At 48.2% G+C, this 20,998-nt stretch carries 18 protein-coding genes and 1 pseudogene; 1 reads left to right on the top strand and 18 read right to left on the bottom strand.

What is annotated here, in order from left to right; genetic code table 11:
- Window positions 1-28: 28 nt before the first annotated feature.
- From PAV_RS14750 to cymR, 13 genes are all read right to left on the bottom strand, one after another.
- The gene (locus PAV_RS14750; RefSeq protein WP_005547511.1) at window positions 29-328 is read right to left on the bottom strand and encodes a DUF1292 domain-containing protein; all 300 of its coding nucleotides are present in this window, start codon (window positions 326-328) and stop codon (window positions 29-31) included.
- Entirely contained in the window at window positions 325-624 is a 300-nt protein-coding gene (locus tag PAV_RS14745; RefSeq protein WP_005547509.1) for a DUF1292 domain-containing protein, read from the bottom strand. Before PAV_RS14745 ends, PAV_RS14750 begins: the two co-directional genes overlap by 4 nt.
- Window positions 625-633: 9 nt before the next feature.
- A complete protein-coding gene (ruvX, locus tag PAV_RS14740; protein WP_005547506.1) occupies window positions 634-1,050 on the bottom strand; it encodes a Holliday junction resolvase RuvX in 417 nt (138 codons plus the stop codon).
- Between the two features lie 56 nt (window positions 1,051-1,106).
- Window positions 1,107-1,367: an IreB family regulatory phosphoprotein gene (locus PAV_RS14735; RefSeq protein ID WP_005547503.1), complete on the bottom strand. Its 261-nt coding sequence runs from the start codon at window positions 1,365-1,367 to the stop codon at window positions 1,107-1,109.
- Between the two features lie 156 nt (window positions 1,368-1,523).
- On the bottom strand, window positions 1,524-4,160 hold the full coding sequence (gene alaS / locus PAV_RS14730; RefSeq protein WP_005547501.1) for an alanine--tRNA ligase: 2,637 nt from the start codon (window positions 4,158-4,160) through the stop codon (window positions 1,524-1,526).
- 443 nt (window positions 4,161-4,603) lie between these two features.
- Window positions 4,604-7,942 carry a SwmB domain-containing protein gene (locus PAV_RS14725; RefSeq protein WP_005547500.1) on the bottom strand — a complete coding sequence of 1,113 codons (3,339 nt, stop codon included), beginning with the start codon at window positions 7,940-7,942 and terminating at the stop codon, window positions 4,604-4,606.
- A gap of 223 nt (window positions 7,943-8,165) precedes the next feature.
- A complete protein-coding gene (locus tag PAV_RS14720; RefSeq protein ID WP_005547498.1) occupies window positions 8,166-9,230 on the bottom strand; it encodes an AI-2E family transporter in 1,065 nt (354 codons plus the stop codon).
- 68 nt (window positions 9,231-9,298) lie between these two features.
- Window positions 9,299-9,832, bottom strand: coding sequence for an anaerobic ribonucleoside-triphosphate reductase activating protein (gene nrdG, locus PAV_RS14715; protein ID WP_005547496.1), 534 nt, complete (start codon window positions 9,830-9,832; stop codon window positions 9,299-9,301).
- Window positions 9,781-11,670: an anaerobic ribonucleoside triphosphate reductase gene (locus tag PAV_RS14710; protein WP_373399416.1), complete on the bottom strand. Its 1,890-nt coding sequence runs from the start codon at window positions 11,668-11,670 to the stop codon at window positions 9,781-9,783. Before PAV_RS14710 ends, nrdG begins: the two co-directional genes overlap by 52 nt.
- Window positions 11,671-11,917: 247 nt before the next feature.
- Complete coding sequence (locus tag PAV_RS14705; RefSeq protein WP_040735985.1) at window positions 11,918-12,133, bottom strand: hypothetical protein; 216 nt, start codon at window positions 12,131-12,133, stop codon at window positions 11,918-11,920.
- A gap of 47 nt (window positions 12,134-12,180) precedes the next feature.
- A complete protein-coding gene (locus PAV_RS14700) occupies window positions 12,181-12,663 on the bottom strand; it encodes a PRC-barrel domain-containing protein (protein WP_005547490.1) in 483 nt (160 codons plus the stop codon).
- Window positions 12,664-12,812: 149 nt separating this feature from the next.
- Window positions 12,813-13,997, bottom strand: coding sequence for a cysteine desulfurase family protein (locus tag PAV_RS14695; protein ID WP_005547487.1), 1,185 nt, complete (start codon window positions 13,995-13,997; stop codon window positions 12,813-12,815).
- A gap of 83 nt (window positions 13,998-14,080) precedes the next feature.
- Window positions 14,081-14,500 (bottom strand): cysteine metabolism transcriptional regulator CymR, encoded by a 420-nt coding sequence (cymR, locus tag PAV_RS14690; RefSeq protein ID WP_005547485.1) that lies wholly within the window; start codon window positions 14,498-14,500, stop codon window positions 14,081-14,083.
- A 303-nt stretch (window positions 14,501-14,803) separates the two neighbouring features.
- Between cymR and mnmA the strand changes: the two genes are divergently transcribed.
- The gene (gene mnmA, locus PAV_RS14685; RefSeq protein WP_005547481.1) at window positions 14,804-15,910 is read left to right on the top strand and encodes a tRNA 2-thiouridine(34) synthase MnmA; all 1,107 of its coding nucleotides are present in this window, start codon (window positions 14,804-14,806) and stop codon (window positions 15,908-15,910) included.
- Between the two features lie 90 nt (window positions 15,911-16,000).
- Here mnmA and PAV_RS14680 read toward each other — a convergent pair.
- The 5 genes and pseudogenes from PAV_RS14680 to PAV_RS14660 form a co-directional block, all read right to left on the bottom strand.
- Window positions 16,001-17,319 (bottom strand): annotated as a pseudogene (locus PAV_RS14680) (hemolysin family protein).
- A gap of 263 nt (window positions 17,320-17,582) precedes the next feature.
- Window positions 17,583-17,891, bottom strand: coding sequence for an ArsR/SmtB family transcription factor (locus PAV_RS14675; RefSeq protein WP_005547475.1), 309 nt, complete (start codon window positions 17,889-17,891; stop codon window positions 17,583-17,585).
- A gap of 179 nt (window positions 17,892-18,070) precedes the next feature.
- A complete protein-coding gene (locus PAV_RS14670; RefSeq protein WP_005547473.1) occupies window positions 18,071-18,628 on the bottom strand; it encodes a PCYCGC motif-containing (lipo)protein in 558 nt (185 codons plus the stop codon).
- A 56-nt stretch (window positions 18,629-18,684) separates the two neighbouring features.
- Window positions 18,685-20,013, bottom strand: a complete 1,329-nt coding sequence (locus PAV_RS14665) for a replication-associated recombination protein A (RefSeq protein ID WP_040735984.1) — start codon at window positions 20,011-20,013, stop codon at window positions 18,685-18,687.
- A gap of 14 nt (window positions 20,014-20,027) precedes the next feature.
- Window positions 20,028-20,771, bottom strand: coding sequence for a tRNA threonylcarbamoyladenosine dehydratase (locus PAV_RS14660; protein WP_005547468.1), 744 nt, complete (start codon window positions 20,769-20,771; stop codon window positions 20,028-20,030).
- Window positions 20,772-20,998: the final 227 nt, after the last annotated feature.

Raw genomic sequence — 20,998 nt, 5'->3', positions numbered from 1 at the left:
TGCCGCGTATCACTCAACAAACTACAAATTAAAATTCGTCTCGATACGTCAGTTCATCATACAGTTCGGCTACTTCTTCCCACTCATCATCGTCTTCAATCGATTCGAGTTCCCAGCCTTCTTCTTCACTTCCGATAATGCGATACAGTTCCTGCTCAGATTCCTGAGCACCTTCTGGAAGCAATACGGCATAGGCTTGATCGTCAAGTCGGAATTCAGCGATTAGCGACAGAACACGGCTGTTGCCAGCGTCGTCCGTCATTTCAACGAATTGACCGAAAGCATTCTTCAGCTGCTCTGTCAATTGAAGCTCCACTCGTTCGGTCACCCTTCATTCTCCTCGTCTGCGGTAAATAAAGTATTGAACGTTTCCTCAACGATGTTCCATTCTTCTTCATCCGTGATGGTAAACAGCTTCAAGTCGTCTTCGTCTTCCTCATAACGGAACGCGTACACTTCGTCGGAATCATCATCGTCGGATTCAACAGGTACGACCATCATATATTTTTTGTTCGTGCCATCTACATCGAACTTCATAATGACTTCGAATTCTTCCTCGTTGCCCTCGTCGTCCGGAATATAAATGATCTCCGGTTCTTCTTGCAAATGTTCATCTCGTGTCATAGTAACCCCTCACCTTCTTGATTGATAGTCAAGATATGTTTGTAATATAATGGTTGCCGCCATCTTATCGATGACTTGTCGACGCTTCTTGCGACTGACGTCAGCTTCCAGCAATGTGCGTTCTGCCGACACCGTACTCAAGCGTTCATCCCACAGGTGAACGGGCAATCCGAACGACTGCTTCAACTGTTCTGCAAATGACATGCTTAGCTCGCCCCGAGGTCCGACTGTGCCATTCATATTCTTCGGCAGTCCGAGAACAATGGCTTCCACGCCGTGTTCCTTTACAATGTCACCAAGTCGCTTCAGATCATCCTCTGGTTTGCGGCGTTCAATGACTTCCAGCCCTTGCGCCGTCCAACCGAAAGCATCGCTAATCGCGACACCGATCCGTCGATCTCCGTAATCCAAGCCAAGAATCTTCATTCATTCTCTCCCAGTGCTGTGTGCTTCTTCATCCGTGATACGTTCATCTTCGCGACTTAACGGTGATGATTCAAGTAGAAACGAACCAATTCTTCTATCAGTTCGTCCCGCTCCTTCTTCCTCACGATACTTCGAGCATTGTTATGCCGCGGGATATAAGCGGGATCCCCGGATAGAAGATAACCAACGATCTGGTTAATAGGATTGTATTCCTTCTCGAGAAGCGCATCATAGACAGACAACAGGATATCTTCGTTGGAAGCTTGCTGTTCCTCCGCTTTTACATTGAACTTCATCGTCTTATCCATGGAATTCATCGCTAACACCTCGCTTTACTCTTATCATAACACATACCCGAACAAACTAGAAAATATTCCGCTTCATAGCTTGGCATTGTTCACAAATTTGACGACAATGCGACACTTAATGGAATCGGATCAAGGAGCCCTATACAACAGGGCTCCTCTCTTATATTATACGCCAAGCTGCTTCGTAACAAGCTCTTCTACAAGAGCCAACGCCGCTGGAAGCTTGGAAGCGTCCTTGCCTCCCGCCTGTGCCATATCCGGTCGGCCACCGCCTCCACCGCCGCATACAGAAGCAAGCTCCTTAATCAGCTTGCCGGCATGAAGCCCCTTCTTCACAAGCCCAGGAGCAACTGCAACGACAAAGTTCACCTTGTCTTCGTTCACTGCACCGAGCGCGATAATAGCTTCTGGCAGCTTCGCCTTCAGCTCGTCCGCTGTCGTACGAAGCGCATCCATACCGCCAGCATCAACTTGCGCTGCCAATACTTGAACGCCAGCAACGGTTTTTACCTGATCTGTCAATTGTCCTGCTTCAATGCTGCTCAACTTGCCCTTAAGCGATTCATTTTCACGGGAAAGCTCTTTCTCGCGGGTAAACATCGCTTCAATACGCTTCGGCACATCGGCCACATTTGATTTAAGCAATGAACCAGCTTGCTTCAACAGCTCCAATTGAGCCTCCATATATTGATACGCATGACGTCCAGTTACGGCTTCAATTCTGCGTACGCCAGAGCCAATACCGCTCTCGCTTACAATTTTAAAGAGGCCAATTTCCGAAGTGCTGCCAACATGGCAGCCGCCGCACAACTCAATGCTGTAATCGCCGACTTGTACGACACGCACAACATCGCCGTACTTCTCGCCGAACAATGCCATTGCGCCCATTTCTTTTGCTTCATCAATCGATTTTGATTCGATGACGAGCTGTGTGCCTTTCCAGATTTGCTCGTTGACACGATGCTCAATGTCAGTAAGCTCTTCTTCACTAATGCTTCCTAAATGAGTGAAGTCAAAACGAAGGCGATCAGGCTGAACAAGAGATCCTGCTTGGTTCGCATGCTCGCCCAATACGAGCTTCAGCGCCTTGTGAAGCAAGTGTGTTGCGGTGTGATTCTTAATAATATCCTCGCGGATCGCACGATCAACTGCAGCTTGTACCTTCATGCCAACGCGAAGTGATCCTTCTTCCACGCGAACAACAGCAACATGCTGGCCATGAGGCGCCTTCACTACATCTTGAACCTTTGCCTTGAACCCGGCTGCTGTAAGCAGACCGCTGTCGCTTACCTGACCGCCGCTTTCTGCGTAGAATGGCGTACGATCAAGCACCACTTGGCAAGTCGTATCTGCTTGTGCTTCCTCAGCCATGTTGTCGCCAACGATTATCGCCAACACACTGGATTCCGTTACCAACTCATTATATCCAACGAATTCGCTTTTAGTCGTGAAATCAGCAAGCGGTCCGCCTTGAACCTTCATGCTTCCTGTATCTTGACGAGCTGCACGAGCACGATCACGCTGCTCTTGCATTGCTTGGTCGAAGCCTTCACGGTCTACCGTCAACCCATGTTCGGAAGCATAATCTTCCGTTAGGTCGAATGGGAAGCCATACGTATCATACAGCTTAAACGCTTCTTGCCCACCAATTTGCGTACGGCCCTCCTGCTTCGCAGCAGATGCTAAGCTTTCTAATATCGCCAATCCTTCGACAAGCGTTTCGTGGAAACGTTCTTCCTCGTTCTTAATCACTTTTTCGATAAATTCGCGTTTTTCAACGATCTCCTTGTAATGCGCACCCATTACTTCACATACCGTTTGTACCAGTTCTACCATAAATGGACGGTCGATGCCGAGGATTTTCCCGTAGCGAACCGCACGGCGCAGCAAGCGGCGGATAACGTATCCACGACCTTCATTCGATGGCAATACGCCGTCGCCTACTGCGAATGTTACCGTACGAACATGGTCAGCAATAACTTTCAAGGCAACGTCGAACTCTGGACGTTCATTATATTTCACGCCTGCAATGCGGCATGTTGCTTGAATGATCGGCTGGAACAGGTCAGTATCGAAGTTGGAGTCTACATCCTGCAAGATCGATGCAAAGCGCTCCAAGCCTGCGCCTGTATCAATGTTTTTGTTCGGCAGCGGCGTGTAACTGCCGTCCTTGTTGTGGTTGTATTGCGAGAATACATTGTTCCACACTTCCAAATAGCGCTCGTTCTCACCGCTTGGATAGCATTCTGGATCCTCTTCCAATGTTCCGTACTTCTCTCCGCGATCGTAGAAGATCTCAGTACACGGGCCGCAAGGTCCTTCCCCGATATCCCAGAAGTTATCATCGCCTGTCTTTACGATGTGGTCAGCAGGGAGGCCAATTTTCTCGTTCCACAGCTTGTACGCTTCTTCATCCTCGTTATGGACGGTAACATAGAGACGGTTTGGATCAAACCCAATCCATTCTTTGCTCGTCAAGAACTCCCAAGCCCAAGTAATTGCTTCTTCTTTGAAATAATCGCCGATGGAGAAGTTCCCGAGCATTTCGAAGAACGTATGGTGGCGGCGTGTCTTGCCGACATTTTCAATATCGTTCGTGCGAATACATTTTTGCGAGTTTGCAATACGCGGGTTTTCAGGCTTCACCCGTCCGTCAAAATAAGGCTTCAGCGGGGCCATGCCCGCATTAATCCAAAGCAGCGATGGGTCATTGTGAGGCACAAGCGATGCGCTCGGCTCAATGTGATGCCCTTTGCTCTCAAAGAATTTTAACCATTTCTCGCGAATTTCACTAGCCTTCATGAATAAACGCCCCCAACTAAATTGTCATATAAAAATAAAAAATCGCCCCTGAAAATCAGGGACGATTCGTATATCGCGGTACCACCCTGGTTATCGCATACAGTCTTATCCAATCAATCAAGCCTGCACCATGATGCAAGCAACGGGTAAGACAAGCGTCTGCGATCGCCTTGACGTTGATAACGGGCACGTCCCGGTGAAGTTCCATTCACACTCAGAAATTAGCATTCAGCTGCTCTTCTCGGTGAAGATTCTTACAGCCAGCCGGCGTTCGCCGATCCGGAATCTTCTCTCTGCTCCCAGGGCTTCAGCTTACTTGAATTCGTCGTCGTTTTGTTCCATATATCTATCCAATTATCTAGTATAAGCAGCAGGCAAACAGTTGTCAAACATCTTTCCTTTGAACCAAGTCTGCCTGCACTGCGGATATGAATAAGAAGCGTCTATCCTAGATATTCAATTTGCTCAAGCATGCGTTTCAGCATAACTGCAGCCTGCGCACGTGTCGCCGTAGCCTTTGGCTGGAATGTATTGGCGGTCATCCCTTGAACTATGCCTGTAGAGACTGCCTTGCTTACGCCGTCGCGCGCATAGCCGCTTACCTGATTGCGATCGTTGAACTTATTAAGCGAACTTGGATTGGAAGCAACATCGCGTCCTGTATATTCCATCGCTCGAACGAGCATAACAGCCATTTGTTCACGGTTGATCGACTCATTTGTACGGAACATGCCATTTTCATAACCGCCAATAATTCCCGCTTTGGTTGCAGCCCCAATATAAGGAGCCATCATGCTGGACGGATTCACATCACGATAGGCGGAAGCTCCAGACGCATCAGCTTGAAGCCCAAGCGAGCGTGCCAGCAAGATCGCGAACTGTCCGCGTGTAATGTTGGCATTCGGTGCGAATGCGTCATTACTAACACCCTCAATAATATACTTTGATGCCAATTCGCGAATAGCGTCGCGTCCCCAGTGGCTTTTAATGTCAGAGAAATCTTTCGTACGATCCATCATGGCCACAGAACGATTGCCTTTGAACTGGAAAGCGTACACCGTAACGCCAAGTTCCTGCTTCGTTACCGTTGGCACATATCCCGCCTTGTTCAGCACGGAATCATAACGGACGGCTGATGCATTTCCTCGTTGTACCAATTGTACGTTGCGCACCTTGTATTTCAAATTCGCCTCAATCGTACGCGGCGTGGCGGAGCCTGCGAATGCCGACAAGCGGAATTCAATCGGATTGACTCGTACGCGTGCACCTGTATCATTCAGGCTGCGCAGCAATGCACGAGAATCCGATCCAGATTCCGATTCTGCTTGGAGCAGCAGGTATGCCTGATTGTTCCCCCACTCCCGCTCGAGAGCACGAAAGTCCAACTCTCGCAACGGAACCGACATCAGGATATCTCCATAACGAATAGAGAATACCGCATCATTTGCCTTACTGTATACCTCATTCAAGGTTTGCAATGGAACAGCGACCACCGCTCCGCGTTCGGATGTCGGAACATCGAACGCCAGATGATTGCGCGTACCGTTTTGGAGTACATATTCAAAGGATGATTTCAACTTGTTTGCCGGTATCGTATAACGCTTAACAGAACTGCCGCTTAATGAACGATCAGAGCTAGTGTCCGCTGACGAGCTCGAGAGCAAATACCAGCCATCATCCAAAAACCAACGGAAGGAAGCAGGTTGTATATCGCCCGGGCGTGTGGTGGAACCATCCGTTTTATTGGTCACAGCGGTAGATGCGAACGACTGCAAGGAATTGCCTGCCAAATCTTTAATCGGGTTTTTCCCTTGCAAATAAGCAACGGTTACCGTGCTGTAGGCATTGACCGCTTCGTCCAGTGTCAAGGTAACCTCTTCGTTGCGAGTAGAAGCACGCTTTACTTTAATTGTCCGGTTGTCTGACTGTACCACAAATTGTGATGCGTCAGGAGAAGGAAATTCCTTCAGCCGCTCGGAAAAGACAAGCGTTATCGCACTGCCCTTCACTGAAGCCGAACGCAACGTTGGCGCGGTTCGGTCAGAACGGTTATCAGCCTTCATCAATGCGAATCCGGATGCCTTATTTCCAGCCAAATCAGAAATTCGAGGCTCCCCTGGCAAGTACGATACTGTGACATCATCGTTGTCGCCAACACTGGAGCTTAAGACGAGATGAACCTCATTATTTCGCACTTGAACAGAATCGACACTTTGGGATGAACGATTGACATACACCGAGAAATGACTGCGAGGCGGTACCTTGCTCGTATCCAATGATTCATTATAAGTCAACGTCAGCAGGCTCCCGCTAACCTCTGCCCTTTGAACCACAGGCGCCTTCGTATCTGCATCATTTCGCGCCAAAAGATCCGTAAATGCCTCAAGCTGGTTGCCACTGCGATCTTTCAATGGATAACGATCCGGCTTATAGCTCACTCTTACCGTTTGATTGTCGCGGATCAGATAAATAAGCGACAACGTAACTCTAGAACCATCCACTGAAATACGGCTTACCGACTTTTCCTTCCCATCCACGGTAACCTTGAACTGTTCATATGCACGGGCAGATACGGTATCCATCGGATTCGATATGTCCAGAATTACCTTCATTCCTTCCGCACTAGCCTGTTTAACGATAGGTGGAGTACGGTCAACATCATTACTGACTGCCGCCTTCTCGAATGCGGCTGCTGGATTGCCTGCCGTATCCTGTATTGGCTTGCGTTCAGCGCTCGGACGATAGGAGATGAGCACATTTTGCCCGGCTGCAATCCCGCTTTCTACGCTGACATCGACATAATTGTCCCCCATAGCTGTCCCCGTAACGCGGCGTAAATTTCCATTCACCGTTACTTCGAAGCTGGCGGCTGGCGGCTGTGAGTTCTTATTCAAACTCTTATTGAACGTTAAACGAACGGTATCCAGCTTACTAAGTGCAGCAGACTTCAAAGTAGGAGCCCCTGCGTCCTCATTGCCCGTTGTGAACTTCCATGTATTCAATCCCGGGTAAGACTTTCCGCTTGCATTGCGCAGGGAATCTGCCGCGATTTCTATCGTATACTCTGTGCTCGGCTTCAATTGCTGTACCGGATCAATCGTAATCGTATTTGTGCCGTCACCAGCAACACGATTGGAGGACATCGGCAGCGCCTCAAACACTTTGCCATCCTTCGCCTGCTTCATGATGATACTTCCGCCGGATTGCTTCCATACCTTCTCCTTGAAGGTCAACACTAGCTTAGAGTCCACACGGACATCTCGCTGCCCAATCGATGGCGCCAGTACATCCAGTTGAGGGGCACCAGCATCGGCTGCAGTCGTGAAGGTCCACTCCGTTGGATCATAAACACCGAGGAACTCTGAAGTGCCTGATTTGAAAGTACCGAAATCAACCTGTACCCGGTAAGCATTCCCAGCCTCCAACGGCTTTGATAACGTAATCGTCGCTTTTTTCTTCGACTCATCCAAGCGAACTTGGTTGCTGTCTACTGCAATATCCTCAACCTTGTCACCATTCTTCTTCCGCAAGGTGATGTTTCCGCTTCCTTTTTCTACTTCAGTATTGAACGCAAGAATCAACTCAGTTCCGACGTTGACATCTGTCGCCCCTGCGGCAGGGATCATGGACGACACCTTAATTGTTTTTAAGCCTTCTATTTTGTCTTTCCATGCATCTTTAAGCGTTGTGCTTGATCCCGTCTGCGGCAATGCCATCGCGGCATTCGCAGAAAGTTCCATTGCTAAAGCAATAGTCAATAATATCGCAAGTGTTCGTTTCACGTAAGAACTCTCCTCCTAATCATTCCTATTTCATTTCGCAGGACGCGGCATCTGCAATCATTCACGAATAAAAAACGGCGTCCAATATCCTTAAACGCCGCATCCACTTCTTTAAACGCGCCTGACAACGAATTTGTTGTTCAAGATTGCGAAACTTTCTGAAAAATAGGACTAAAGTAGGGGTTTTTATCTTTAACATTCTCCTTGATTATCCAAAATTGATTTACACGGTTTTGCGGCGAATCTGATAAGCTACAATGTGCTGACAGATTACTTTAATCACTGCAAAAAAGGGTACTGCAAGGATAAGCCCTACAACGCCAGCAAGCTCGCCGCCGACCAGCAGAGCGAAAATAATTGTGAGTGGATGCATATGCAGGGTTTTGCCTACTACCTGAGGCGAAATAATATTGCCCTCCACGATTTGACAGATTGTATTGACCACAATGACCAAAATAATCATCTTGATCGATACAGTCGCTGCAAAAATAAGCGCAGGGGCTGCACCGAAATATGGCCCGAGATAGGGAATAATGTTGAACACCGCAACACATAAGGCAAGCAGCAGTGCATAAGGCATGCCGATGATCCAGTAGCCAATATAAGCAAGCACGCCAATAATGACGCATACAAGGAACTGTCCCCGTATGTAGCTGCCCAACGCCTCATCGATTTCCCGGAACAGCAGTACCGTGTGTTTCCGATGCGAGCGCGGCACATAGGCGATAACAGCACGCTCGAACACATCGAAATCCTTTAATATATAGAAAATGAGAAAGGGAACGATAAGCGCAATGAAGAGCATATTAATGGCAGCTCCGATATTTTCCATAAAGTCTGAAATCGTCTTGCCGATGCGCTCCTCAAGCGCGTAAATCGAGTTGTTTAATCCAGAACGTACGGAAGGCGGCATCGTTTTTCCTACACCATCCATCATCTGCTCCGCCTTCGCATTCAGATGGGGCATCTGATTGTTAAGCTCTGCAAGCTGCTTCACCAGCATCGGGATCATATTGACTAAAATGACTGTTACGACTGCAATGAATACCGCATAAATAAGCAAGACCGCCATTGTGCGGGGAACTTTACGCTCATTGAGCAGGGTTACGATCGGATTGAGCACGTAAGCAATAATCATCGCCACGAAGAAAGGGGCAAGTATAGCTTTAAGAAAGCCATAGACATGCCCAATTAGAGGTTTCATCATAAACAATAAATAGAGGATGATAAGACCTAGCAGACAATAGATGCTCATGACGAATAGACGGTTTTTCCAAAAACGCTCCACTGTACCATACACTCCGTTCCAACTAGCTAGTATGTAGAATGCTTGCAATACAGTAAAGTATGTGTAGCCTAGGGAAAAATTAATCCAACAGGAGTTCCATCTTCTATTCGCCAGATACGCTGATTGTCGCTGCCGCGGAAAGGGAGTCCGGGACAACGGCGCTCTGCTATGAAAGGCCCGTCGACCAGGACATCAATACTGTGAAGCAGTTCCTGTTGATCTGGAGTACCGTGCTCCATCAACCGCTCGACCGTATACCCTGTATATGACCATATATGTCGGCCAGACTGACGCAGCAGCCGGGCCAACTCCGACACTTCCTTTGCCTGCATGAACGGTTCTCCGCCGGATAGGGTTACATCTGTAAGCGGATTGGACAGCACCTCGGCTGCCACCTCCTCTACAGTCATCTCCGTACCGTTCATCATGTTCCAGGATTGCGGATTATGGCATCCTTTGCACTGGTGGGGACATCCGCTGAAGAAAATGACTGTGCGCAGACCCTCCCCGTCAACAACACTGTCGTGCAAAATGGATAGAACGCGCAGGCTCATTGATGCTTCACCCGCTCCGACTCCTCTGTCCGCTTTGCGGTATTCCATTTGTTCATATCCCCAACCAGATATCCAGTAATGCGGCGAATGCGCTCGATTTGGTTGCCAGAGCTTCCGCATACCGGACAGCTGTCCTCAATTGTATCTTGATGGCCACAAGTGCGGCAGCGGTCGACAGGATGATTAAGAGAGCCATAGCCAATTCCGCTGGCCGCCATCGCACGCACGATTCGGTCAAGCGCCTTTGGATTAGCCTTGGCACTGCCGTCCAGTTCCACATAAGTAATATGTCCTGCATTGCACAGCTCATGGAAAGGCCCTTCAATCCGGATTTTATCGATCGCCTTCACGGAGCAATATACAGGCACATGAAAGGAATTGGTGTAATACTTCCGATCCGTAATGCCCTTTCTTACACCAAAATCAGCCCGATCCCGGCTTGTAAATTTCCCAGATAGTCCTTCTGCCGGTGTCGCGATCAATGAGAAATTAAGACCTGTCGCTGTAATTGCCTCATCCATTCGCATACGCATATGAGTCACGATCCGCATTCCTAGCTTGCGTGCTTCCTCAGACTCGCCATGATGGGTACCTGTAAGCGCGACCAGAGCTTCTGCAAGTCCGATAAAGCCAACGCTAAGTGTCCCTTGCTTAAGGATTTCCCCAAGCTCATCCTCTGGCTGCAAGTTTTCACTGCCACGCCATACACCCTGCTTCATCAAAAATGCAAAGTCTCTTACCTGCTTCTTCGATTGGTACTCCAGCCGCTCCGTCAGCTGCTTGACCGTCAGCTTCAATATAGTGTCCAAGCGAATAAAGAAATCATCTATACTGCTTGACAGCATAGCAAGACGAACGAGATTCAACGAGGTGAAGGACAGATTCCCTCTGCCGATCGCCGTTTCCTCTCCGTTCACATTCCCCATGACGCGCGTTCTGCAGCCCATATAGCAGGCCTCACTTTCTGGCGTACCATTATCGTACTGTGCATTAAACGGAGCATCGAGAAAGGCAAAGTTCGGGAATAACCGCTGCGCTGTCGTTTGCAGTGCAAGCTGATATAAATCGTAATTCGGATCAGATGAGTCGAAGTTGACTCCCTTTTTCACTTTGAAAATTTGAATAGGGAAAATAGGCGTCTCCCCTCTGCCTAGTCCAGCTTGTGTCGCCAGCAGAAGCTGCTTCACAAGCATTCGTCCTTCCAAGGATGTATCCGTGCCATAGTTGAGCGAGATGAAGGGCACCTGCCCGCCGCCTCTGGAATGCATGGAATTCGCATTATGAATGAATGCCTCACAAGCCTGATATACATCCCGCTCCGTTAATCGCCATACTTCTGCTGCAAGATCGAAATCCTCTGGCAGCGGCAGCGATTCCATATAACGAAGATGCCGGTTGTAAGTTTTGCGTACATAAGGGGCTACATCATAATCGAACATCGGATATGCTTGCCCGCCGTGCTGCTGATTCTGGTTCGCCTGCAATATAATCGACGCCAGCGCAAGCGCACTCTTAATATCCTGCGGCTCGCGCATATATCCATGACCCGTGTTGAACCCTTGCTTTAACAGCTTGCCAAGCGGGATTTGGCAGCACGTTGTCGTACCGGAAGCATAGAAATCGAGGTCATGCGGATACATCAGGTTTTGTTCCACTGCCTCTCTTACGTCAGCAGACAGCAGATGCTGAATCGTATACCAACGCGCGCTCTCGCTTGCGATTTTACCCATCATCCCCATAGGCGAACGTCCATCCACATTCGCATTTTCCTGCATCAGATCCTGATTTCCGCCGTCTACGATGTCATGCAGCGATGCCGTTAACCGCTCCGTGCCCGTCGGCTTGCTCCGTTCCCATACCGTGCTTGTTCGTTTCATGGATACCATCGTCATATCAACTCAGTCCTTTCACATTATGTACCTTCATTTTCAGTGCAAATCGTCTATGTCAACTATATCTAGTGTGTTTGTTTGAAAATGAGCACAATATGTATTATGAACGAACTCTTTTTCTCACAATATGAGATTCATCACGGACAAAATGACGAGCATGCAAAAAGCGCCCGTTCTCGCCTCTACGAAGCGATTACGAGCGCCAATGTTCCATATGATGGATATTTGTTCTGCCCAATCCTTAGGACGAGGCCTGTGCTTCCGGGAACGCAGGCGACGCAAATTCATCGCCAAAAAATAAATCATCCAGAGAGCTTAATGTACCGTCCTCTTCGACCTGGTACACGGACATCTTGTCTCCGTTCACCGTCAGCTCTATATAACATCCCCAGCAATAAAATTGGTGGGAGCCAATCTTCCCGATATCTTTGGAATTGCAGTTCGGGCATCGCAACATCGTTCTCACCATTCCGTCCGTTGACTAATTTGTTCGTACCGTGCAGGCTATCCGCTATCCTCGAAGACAATAACATCAGTCCCCCATTTCAAGCGGCTTGTCCCATCTATCCGCCGTCTGCCCTCCAGCAGGTCAGACAGCAAACCGTCTGAAATTTCCAGACCTGTTACTTGGTTACCCATATTTGGCTGAAAATAAACATCAGCGACCCATCCTAATTGCGATCCTTCACTTGTCATGACAGGCAAATCCTTCAACGCTCCATTCCCTGTCAAGAAAGTCCTCTCTATATGGATAGCCTCCGTCTGGCGGATGGCTGTATCATTCGCGATCATTATTGCGTCTTCTCCGCAGGCAGTTACCTCTTCCCAGCTAACCGATGGAGGAGGCGAACCCTTACGGGAACGACCATCAAGCTCTATATGCGTTATAGTCCAATCATTCGAAATGCGGATATCCTTCACCTTGGCCAATCGCTTCCCCGTCTCAATTGCATACACGGGAAGGCCGATCAGTTCCAACAGCTTCATATCGGGGCCCCCTCTTCAGCTAACGGCAGTTTACAAAAATCATGCAGGTCGTTCTAGGTTCGAAATTGATGAAACCCTTCTTCGAGTACGACCTCGGCTAGCATGCCGCGTTATCTCAATCGCCCCTCCTTTCACGCTGTGACAGTCCCTTACTGTCTAGTACGAACACGTGATACGATGGTTGCAATTTGTTGCGCAGCGCAAGCAGCCTCTTCATTAGTATTGCCCAATCCGAAGCTGAATCGTACAGCCGTTCTCTTGCGCTCATCCGGTAAATCCATAGCTTCAAGCACATGCGACAATTCCAGCGAACCTGAAGTACAGGCGGATCCGCTTGAGGCCATAATGCCAGCCAAGTCCAAGTTCATCAGCATTGTCTCGGTTGGCACGTCCAAGAAGCTGACATTCAGTACATGCGGCAAGTGCTCAGTAGGATGCCCGTTCATGACCACGCGATCCCCAAGTGCCAATGACAGCTCCATCCACAATGTATTGCGAATTTGTCCGAGCCCCTCAAGCTTCTCACTCAGCGAAGCATTCGCCACTTCCAGCGCCTTGGCCATACCAGCGATACCCGCTACATTCTCTGTTCCTGCTCTGCGCTTGCGTTCCTGGCTTCCTCCATATAACAGCGGATCCCAATGCACACCCGAACGCACATATAGAACACCCACGCCCTTAGGACCATTAATTTTGTGGGCAGAGAAGCTTGCGAAATCTACGGGGATCTCGCACAATCGAAATTTCAAATGACCCAGCACTTGCACAGCATCAGTATGCATAGCAATTCCACGCTCACGAGCCAAACGCCCGATTTCCTCAATTGGTTGAATTGTGCCTACTTCATTGTTGCCGTACATGACGCTTATAAGACAAGTATGGGGCTGCAGCGCAGCCTTAATTGCTTCAACCGATACTTTCCCAGTCTGATCCGGCGCCACATAAGTCACTTCAAATCCGAATTGCTCCAATCGCTCGCACGCATGCAACACCGCATGATGCTCAATTTGCGTCGTCACGATATGCGGCTTGCGAGCGGATGCTGGTTGATTGTGATCCGAACATTGCTGCAGCCAAGCAGACCATGCGGCACCGAAGACGGCAGCATTATCCCCTTCCGTCCCTCCGCTCGTGAAGATAAGCTCCTGAGGCTGGCACCCGAGCTGCGCGGCAATGCGATCACGAGCTTGATTCAAAGCGAGCTTCGCTTCGCGCCCGAACGCATGAACGCTGGAAGCGTTTCCGAACACTTGATGCATACTGTCGGTCATCGCTTGCAAGACATCCGGATGAAGTGGGGTTGTTGCTGCATGGTCGAAATAGATGCGTTCCATTGTATTCCCTCGTTTCTGCTAATCCATATATCCTTATCAAGCTTATCTATTACGATAAGAAACTTGCTGTTTATCTTTCAATATTAAATATAGAACATATAGCTGTCTTGGCTTCCCTCATCCTTGTAGTTAACCAAATCAGCCAGTGTCGTGGAGTCCAAAACCTGTGCAATGCTGTCACGAATACGCAGCCACAAATCACGCTTCGCCGGATCGTCCTCTTCTGTAAAATCGACTGGCGAGATTGGACCCTCCAGCACGCGAATAATTTCACCTGCTGTAATATGCTCAGGCACTCCAGCTAGCACATAGCCGCCATAGGCCCCACGAATACTTTTTACCAATCCTGCATTACGCAGCGGAGCAATCAATTGCTCTAAATAATGCTCAGAAAGTTGGTTTTTCTCCGCAATGCTCTTTAGTGATGTTGGACCTTCTCCACAACTCCTTGCCAACTCCATCATAATGGTAAGGCCATAACGACCCTTTGTTGAAATTTTCATATTGTACACCTCATTATTTAATATCGTATCAATCCAATGTATTCCGATTAAGGCACCCTGTATATCGTAACATAACTCTTCCCTTTATGGACAATATTCTGCTTCGGCATTCACAAATTATTTCCATTTGCTTGAAATTTTCTTGACAACATGTCATATTTCCGGTATATACCCCCTTATGGTATAATACAAAAGGATGTGAATAAGGCGTGCCTTTGTAGCAATCCTTTATTATAAATTCGCGAGCCGACAGCCTTCAAACGGGCCGCAATTGCCACAGCTCGCAGCAAAGACGGTGATACAATGACAAAATCTAATGCGGACACTCGCGTCGTCGTCGGCATGTCAGGCGGCGTAGATTCCTCGGTGACGGCTCTGCTGCTCAAGCAACAAGGCTATGATGTCATCGGCATATTCATGAAAAACTGGGATGACACGGACGAATTCGGTCAGTGCACAGCCGAAAGCGATGCGGAAGATGTACGCCGCGTCTGTGAACAGATTGGCATCCCTTATTATACGGTGAACTTTGAGAAGGAATATTTCGATAAGGTCTTCACCTATTTCTTGGACGAATATCGTCGCGGCCGTACGCCAAATCCAGACGTTATGTGCAACCGCGAAATTAAGTTCGGTGAATTTTTGCAAAAAGCACTCGACCTAGGCGCGGATTATTTAGCGACAGGCCATTACGCTCGCGTCCTCCACGAGGATGGCAAGCATACCCTGCTGCGCGGTGTTGATAGCAATAAGGATCAAACATACTTCCTTAATGCCTTGAATCAGGAGCAGTTGGCAAAGGCGATGTTCCCTATTGGACATTTGCCGAAGCCGGAAGTTCGCCGTATTGCCGAAGAAGCAGGGCTGGCCACTGCCAAGAAAAAGGACAGCACCGGCGTATGCTTTATTGGAGAGCGCAACTTCAAGCAGTTTCTAAGCCAATACTTACCTGCACAACCAGGTCAAATGATCGATATTCGAACACATGAGGTGAAAGGCCGCCACGACGGACTCATGTACTACACCCTAGGTCAACGCCAAGGCTTGGGCATTGGCGGCTCAGGTAGCGGAGAGCCTTGGTTCGTAGCAGAGAAAGACTTGACTAATAACGTGCTGTATGTCGTGCAGGGTGACGATCATCCTAGCCTCTACTCTACAGGACTTGTCGCTTCTCAAGTCAACTGGATTGCTGGCGACATGCCAAATGAGCCAATCCGCTGCACAGCCAAATTCCGTTACCGCCAGCCGGATCAAGGTGTCACACTCCAAAAGAACGCGGACGGAACGGTAGAGGTTACCTTTGATATCAATCAGCGTGCAGTAACCCCTGGACAAGCTGTCGTTTTCTATGATGGGGACACATGTCTAGGCGGCGGCACAATCGATATCGTTCACAAATTAAAGGCATAACCAATTCATATTCATAGGAATCAACAACAAGGGGGTTATCCCGCAGCTGCGCTTTAAAGCCTGCTCGGGATAACCCCCTTCGTCATTATGCTATATGCTTGAAGCTGTATTCATCATCGAATCATGATTGCTCGCTGCCCCCAGCTTTTTCACATGGAGACGCGCAATCCGGAAATGATCGGTTTCTTCAACAATAAATTCATACTCAAAAGCACCTTCGACTCGAGTACGTTGGCCAACCCGTGGCGGAACCTCGACCATGGCATACATCCAGCCACCAATCGTGTCGTAGTCTTCAGAACTGATCTCTGTGCCGAAATAAGCATTAACTTCCTCGATCAGCAACCGTCCGTCAATCGAAAAGTTTGTTTCGTTTTCTTCTCGATTTGTGGCCTTTCCTCATCGAATTCGTCCTGAATTTCGCCTACGATTTCTTCCATAATATCTTCTAACGTGACCAAACCCGCTGTTCCACCAAATTCATCGATAAGCAGCGCGATCTGCACCTTATTTTTCTGCATTAATTTCAACAATGCGCTAATGGACATTGACTCCGGAACACTTAACATCGGTCGTACGATGGAACGAATGCTGTCCAAGTTTTCTGGCGCCTTCACAATGTCACGGATATGGATAAAGCCGATAATATTGTCCTTATCGTTATCGCACACCGGATAGCGTGTGTGCATTTCCGTAAGAACCTTCGTCTTGTTCACCTCAAACGAATCCTGTACATATAAACAAATCATATCCGTTCTTGGTATCATAATTTCACGTGCATGCGTTTCCGTAAAATCGAAAATGTTGTCCACAAGTGCCAGTTCAGTATTATCAATGTACCCACTCTTATGGCTTTCCTTGACCAAGATACGAATTTCCTCTTCCGTATGTGCCGATTCATGCTCTGAAGCCGGCTCAATACCGAACAACTTCAGTACCAGGTTGGCCGTACCATTTAATAGCCAGATGAACGGATACATCACCTTATAGAATAAGCTTAATGGACCGGCAGTCCATAACGCTACTCGTTCAGACTTGCGTATTGCCAAAGTCTTCGGCGCAAGTTCCCCAAGAACGATATGCAGCACCGTGATGAAAATAAACGCGATAGCAGTTGATATGGAAGTGATAACCGCTGTTCCTGCCCCTAATGCCGTCAATGGCTTATACAGCAGTTGAGCAACTGTCTTCTCCCCGATCCAACCAAGGCCAAGCGAAGCAAGCGTAATGCCTAATTGGCAGGCTGACAAGTAAGCATCCAAATGCTCTGTCACATGCCGCGTCAGCTTTGCTTTTGCGTTCCCCTCCTGCACGAGTGTATCAAGACGACTCCCGCGCACCTTCACCATCGCGAACTCCGCCGCAACGAAAAAGCCATTCAAAAATACTAACAGCAGAACAAACAACATTCCCCAAAATATCGGTAACGGATCACTACTCACCCGATCTCCTGCCCACTCCCTATTCGAAACGGACAGGAACACCTCCCCATACAATAAAATAAAGACATACATCTATTATATAAGAAAATACATAAGAATCCTACTCTCATCCACCCAGTCATTGAACACATGAATATTAATGGGATTTTCATTATGTATATTCTTTCTTTATATCGTCCTATCACCAATTTTGTTGAAGATGAATCGGAACATAAAGTTTAATACATTCACTATTGTTCGGTCGCGTATCGAACCGCCTCATTTAACAGTTCGATAATATAGGCATCATCGCATGTGTACAAAATGTTCTGTCCTTCCCGGCGATATCTGACAAAACGATATGCCCGCAGTGTCTTGAGCTGATGGGATACTGCAGACTGAGATAGCTGCAGCGCGTCTGCCACTTGGTTCACAGCACATTCTTCACGCGCAAGAAGCGACAAAATTCGAATACGTGTTGGATCGCCCAGCGCTTTGAACGTTTGCGATACCCTTTCCAGCACTTCTGCATCCAAATCTTTTCCCAGGAAATAATTCATCTTCTTCTTCTCCTTTGTGTTGTTCATCCATATCTTGCTGCTATGCGTGAGAACGAGATGAACATACCTACATATGTATGGCACTGTTGCCAGTAGGTTATGACAAAGCGAAGAAAAATAAACATGGATTCCTTAGGAATCCATGCCAATTGGAAATTGGGCATGCATGAATTCTTCTTCTACACGGAAGGAAGCGGTGTAGGAGTAGGCTCTGCATAACCCTCTTTGTATTTAGTATCAATCGTTTGACGGATATCCTTCATCGACTTGCCATCACGGAGCATCAGGGAAGCTTCAACGGCGATATCAAGGCATACGCCACAACGAGTGCCATGATCATCCCATTCAATCTTTCCTTCTTCCTTCGATACAACGAAGCAATTCAGGTTGCTCTTATGTCCAGCCACTTCTCCACAGCCGCAATAACAAGGCATATATTGCAGCAGTTCACTGTTCGTAGCTGCAAGCTGATAAATTTGCTGCATTTCCTTCTGCTTATCCTTCAAGAATGGCGGAAGCTCATCAACAGACGCCGTAATTTGACGCAAATCACCATTTTTCATCAACCGATCATGCTGTCCTTTCGAAGTATCCGCATGACCTTCCGCTTCCATGCTATCAGAGGAGTTCCCACAGCCAGTTACAATTGCCAATACCAGTAAACTAATAACGAGTGCCAGTTTCGGGATTCGATTGCGACTTTGTTCTTTGTTAGCTCTTTGCCTGTGACTGAACATGAAAATACCCCCCACCAAAGTATTCATTTCAAATTCAATATAAAGGTCTGTCTAAACTAAGCGTCGCCTCGACCATGCGAGCCCCTTCTCCGCTCTTGGTTGATGCGCATTTTGGCTTCTGTCCCCTGCTCGTTCGCCATAAAGAATACCCGCTTCTTTATGGCGTCAGGCAGGTATTGCTGCTCCACATAGTGTCCTGGAAAGTCGTGTGGATACTGATAGCCCTTGTGTCCGAGCTTGTCCGCGCCTTTGTAATGCGTATCGCGCAAATGCAATGGCACTTCAGCCGTCTTAATATCTTCAAACGCCTGCATGACGCGAGCAATGGCAAGCGGGATCGAGTTGGACTTTGGACTTTCAACCGCGAATAAAATAGCTTGCGCCACGATGTACTTCGACTCCGGCCAGCCTATTCGATGATAGGCCTCCAGCGCACTAACAGCCTGCACCATTGCTTGCGGGTTCGCTAGTCCGATATCTTCGCTGCATGCAACGGTTAATCTGCGAATGAATGTCATTGGATCCATGCCCAGCTTCTCGACCGCATACAGGAACCAGAACAGGGCCGCATCACTTGATCCGCGAATGCTCTTGTGGAAGGCAGACAATACATCATACTGTACCGATTCATCTGCCTGTACAATCGGCCTTCGAACAGATTCTTCCGCCACTTCCAATGTAATGTGGACTGTCCCGTCTTCCCTCGGTGTCGTCGTCATTGCCGCCATCTCCAGCGCGTTCAATGCACGGCGTATGTCGCCATTCGCCATGGAAGCAATGTGTTCAAGCGCATCCGAGTCTGCCTGAACCGGCATGAATCCAAGTCCCCGCTCCTTATCAACCAAAGCCCGCTTCATCGCAATTAGCGAGTGCTCCTTCGTGAGCGGCTTCAATTGGAACAAGGTCGAGCGGCTGATTAACGCCCCATTTACATGATGGAATGGATTTTCCGTCGTTGCGCCGATGAATATAATCGTCCCCTTTTCAACGGCAGGCAGCAATGCATCCTGTTGTGATCGATTAAAGCGATGAACCTCATCCAAGAACAGAATAGTCTTGGTATTGTACATCTTCTTATTCGTATCAGCTTGTTCAATAACTGCTCGAACATCCTTAACTGATGCATCGACTGCATTTAAGCGAACGAATTCACCCTTCGTCTGCTCCGAGATGATATTAGCGAGCGTCGTCTTGCCGCAGCCTGGCGGCCCATACAGCAATATCGAGGAGACTCGATCCGCTTCAATCGCTCTTCGCAGCAGTCTTCCCGGCCCTACTATATGTTCTTGGCCAATATACTCTTCCAATGTTTTTGGCCGAATTCGATCAGCCAGCAATCGCATCGTCGGATGCTGCTGTTCTTCCCCATAAGAGAATAAATCCATATCTGTCACCCAAATTACAACTCTGCCAGCATGTCGCGGATCACGACACTGACCATAATAAGCCCAGCCACTGGCGGCACGAATGCGTTACTGGAAGGTGGCTGCTTCGCCTTGCGAATATCAGGGGCAGTATCCGGTACGATGCGCTCCGTAACATCCTCACGCGGCTTGATTGGCTCCTCTGTAGAGAACACAACCTTGACCCCTTTTCGAATGCCATCCTTACGCAGTTTTTGCCGAATAACGCGAGCAATCGGGTCGTAAGACGTCTCCGAAATATCAGCCACTTGGAAACGCGAAGGATCCATCTTATTCGCCGCACCCATACTGGAAATAATAGGTATTTTCCGCTTTAAGCATTCTTTGATCAAGTGAATTTTATATACAATCGTATCCGATGCATCGACAACATAATCCAGATCATACTTAAATAATTCTTCGTATGTTTCTTCCGTATAGAACATGTTAAGTGCAATCGCATCACAATCTGGATTGATTAGCTTAATCCGATCACGCATCAATTCCGCCTTCTTCTGACCAACAGTAGTCGTCAAGGCGTGAATTTGCCGATTAATGTTCGTAATATCGACTGTATCTTTATCAATGAGAATAATTCGACCTACACCGGTGCGTGCCAATGCCTCTGCAGCCATTGAGCCAACACCGCCGATTCCTAGAACGGCGACTGTGCTGTTTTTAAGCTTCTCCAAGCCTTCCGGCCCAATCGCAAGTTCCGTACGTGAAAATTGATGCAGCATAACGTCCTTTTCCTCCTGCGTCTCATTATCCATGCATGGTTTATGCATCGTGTCATGTGCAAATTTGCCCGTCAATTGGCACACTTCTGCACAAATGGCAACACTCTTCTGCACAAAAAGCCATCATGCATCAAGTTCGCATCCTAGATGCTTAATCTTCTACTCTATATCGTATCATAGACAGGCCCAAGAACATAGCGTAACGCCCCTTGCCCAAGCATCCGCTA

Source organism: Paenibacillus alvei DSM 29 (assembly GCF_000293805.1).
Classification (GTDB): domain Bacteria; phylum Bacillota; class Bacilli; order Paenibacillales; family Paenibacillaceae; genus Paenibacillus_B; species Paenibacillus_B alvei.
This window is presented reverse-complemented; position numbering and strand designations above follow the sequence as displayed.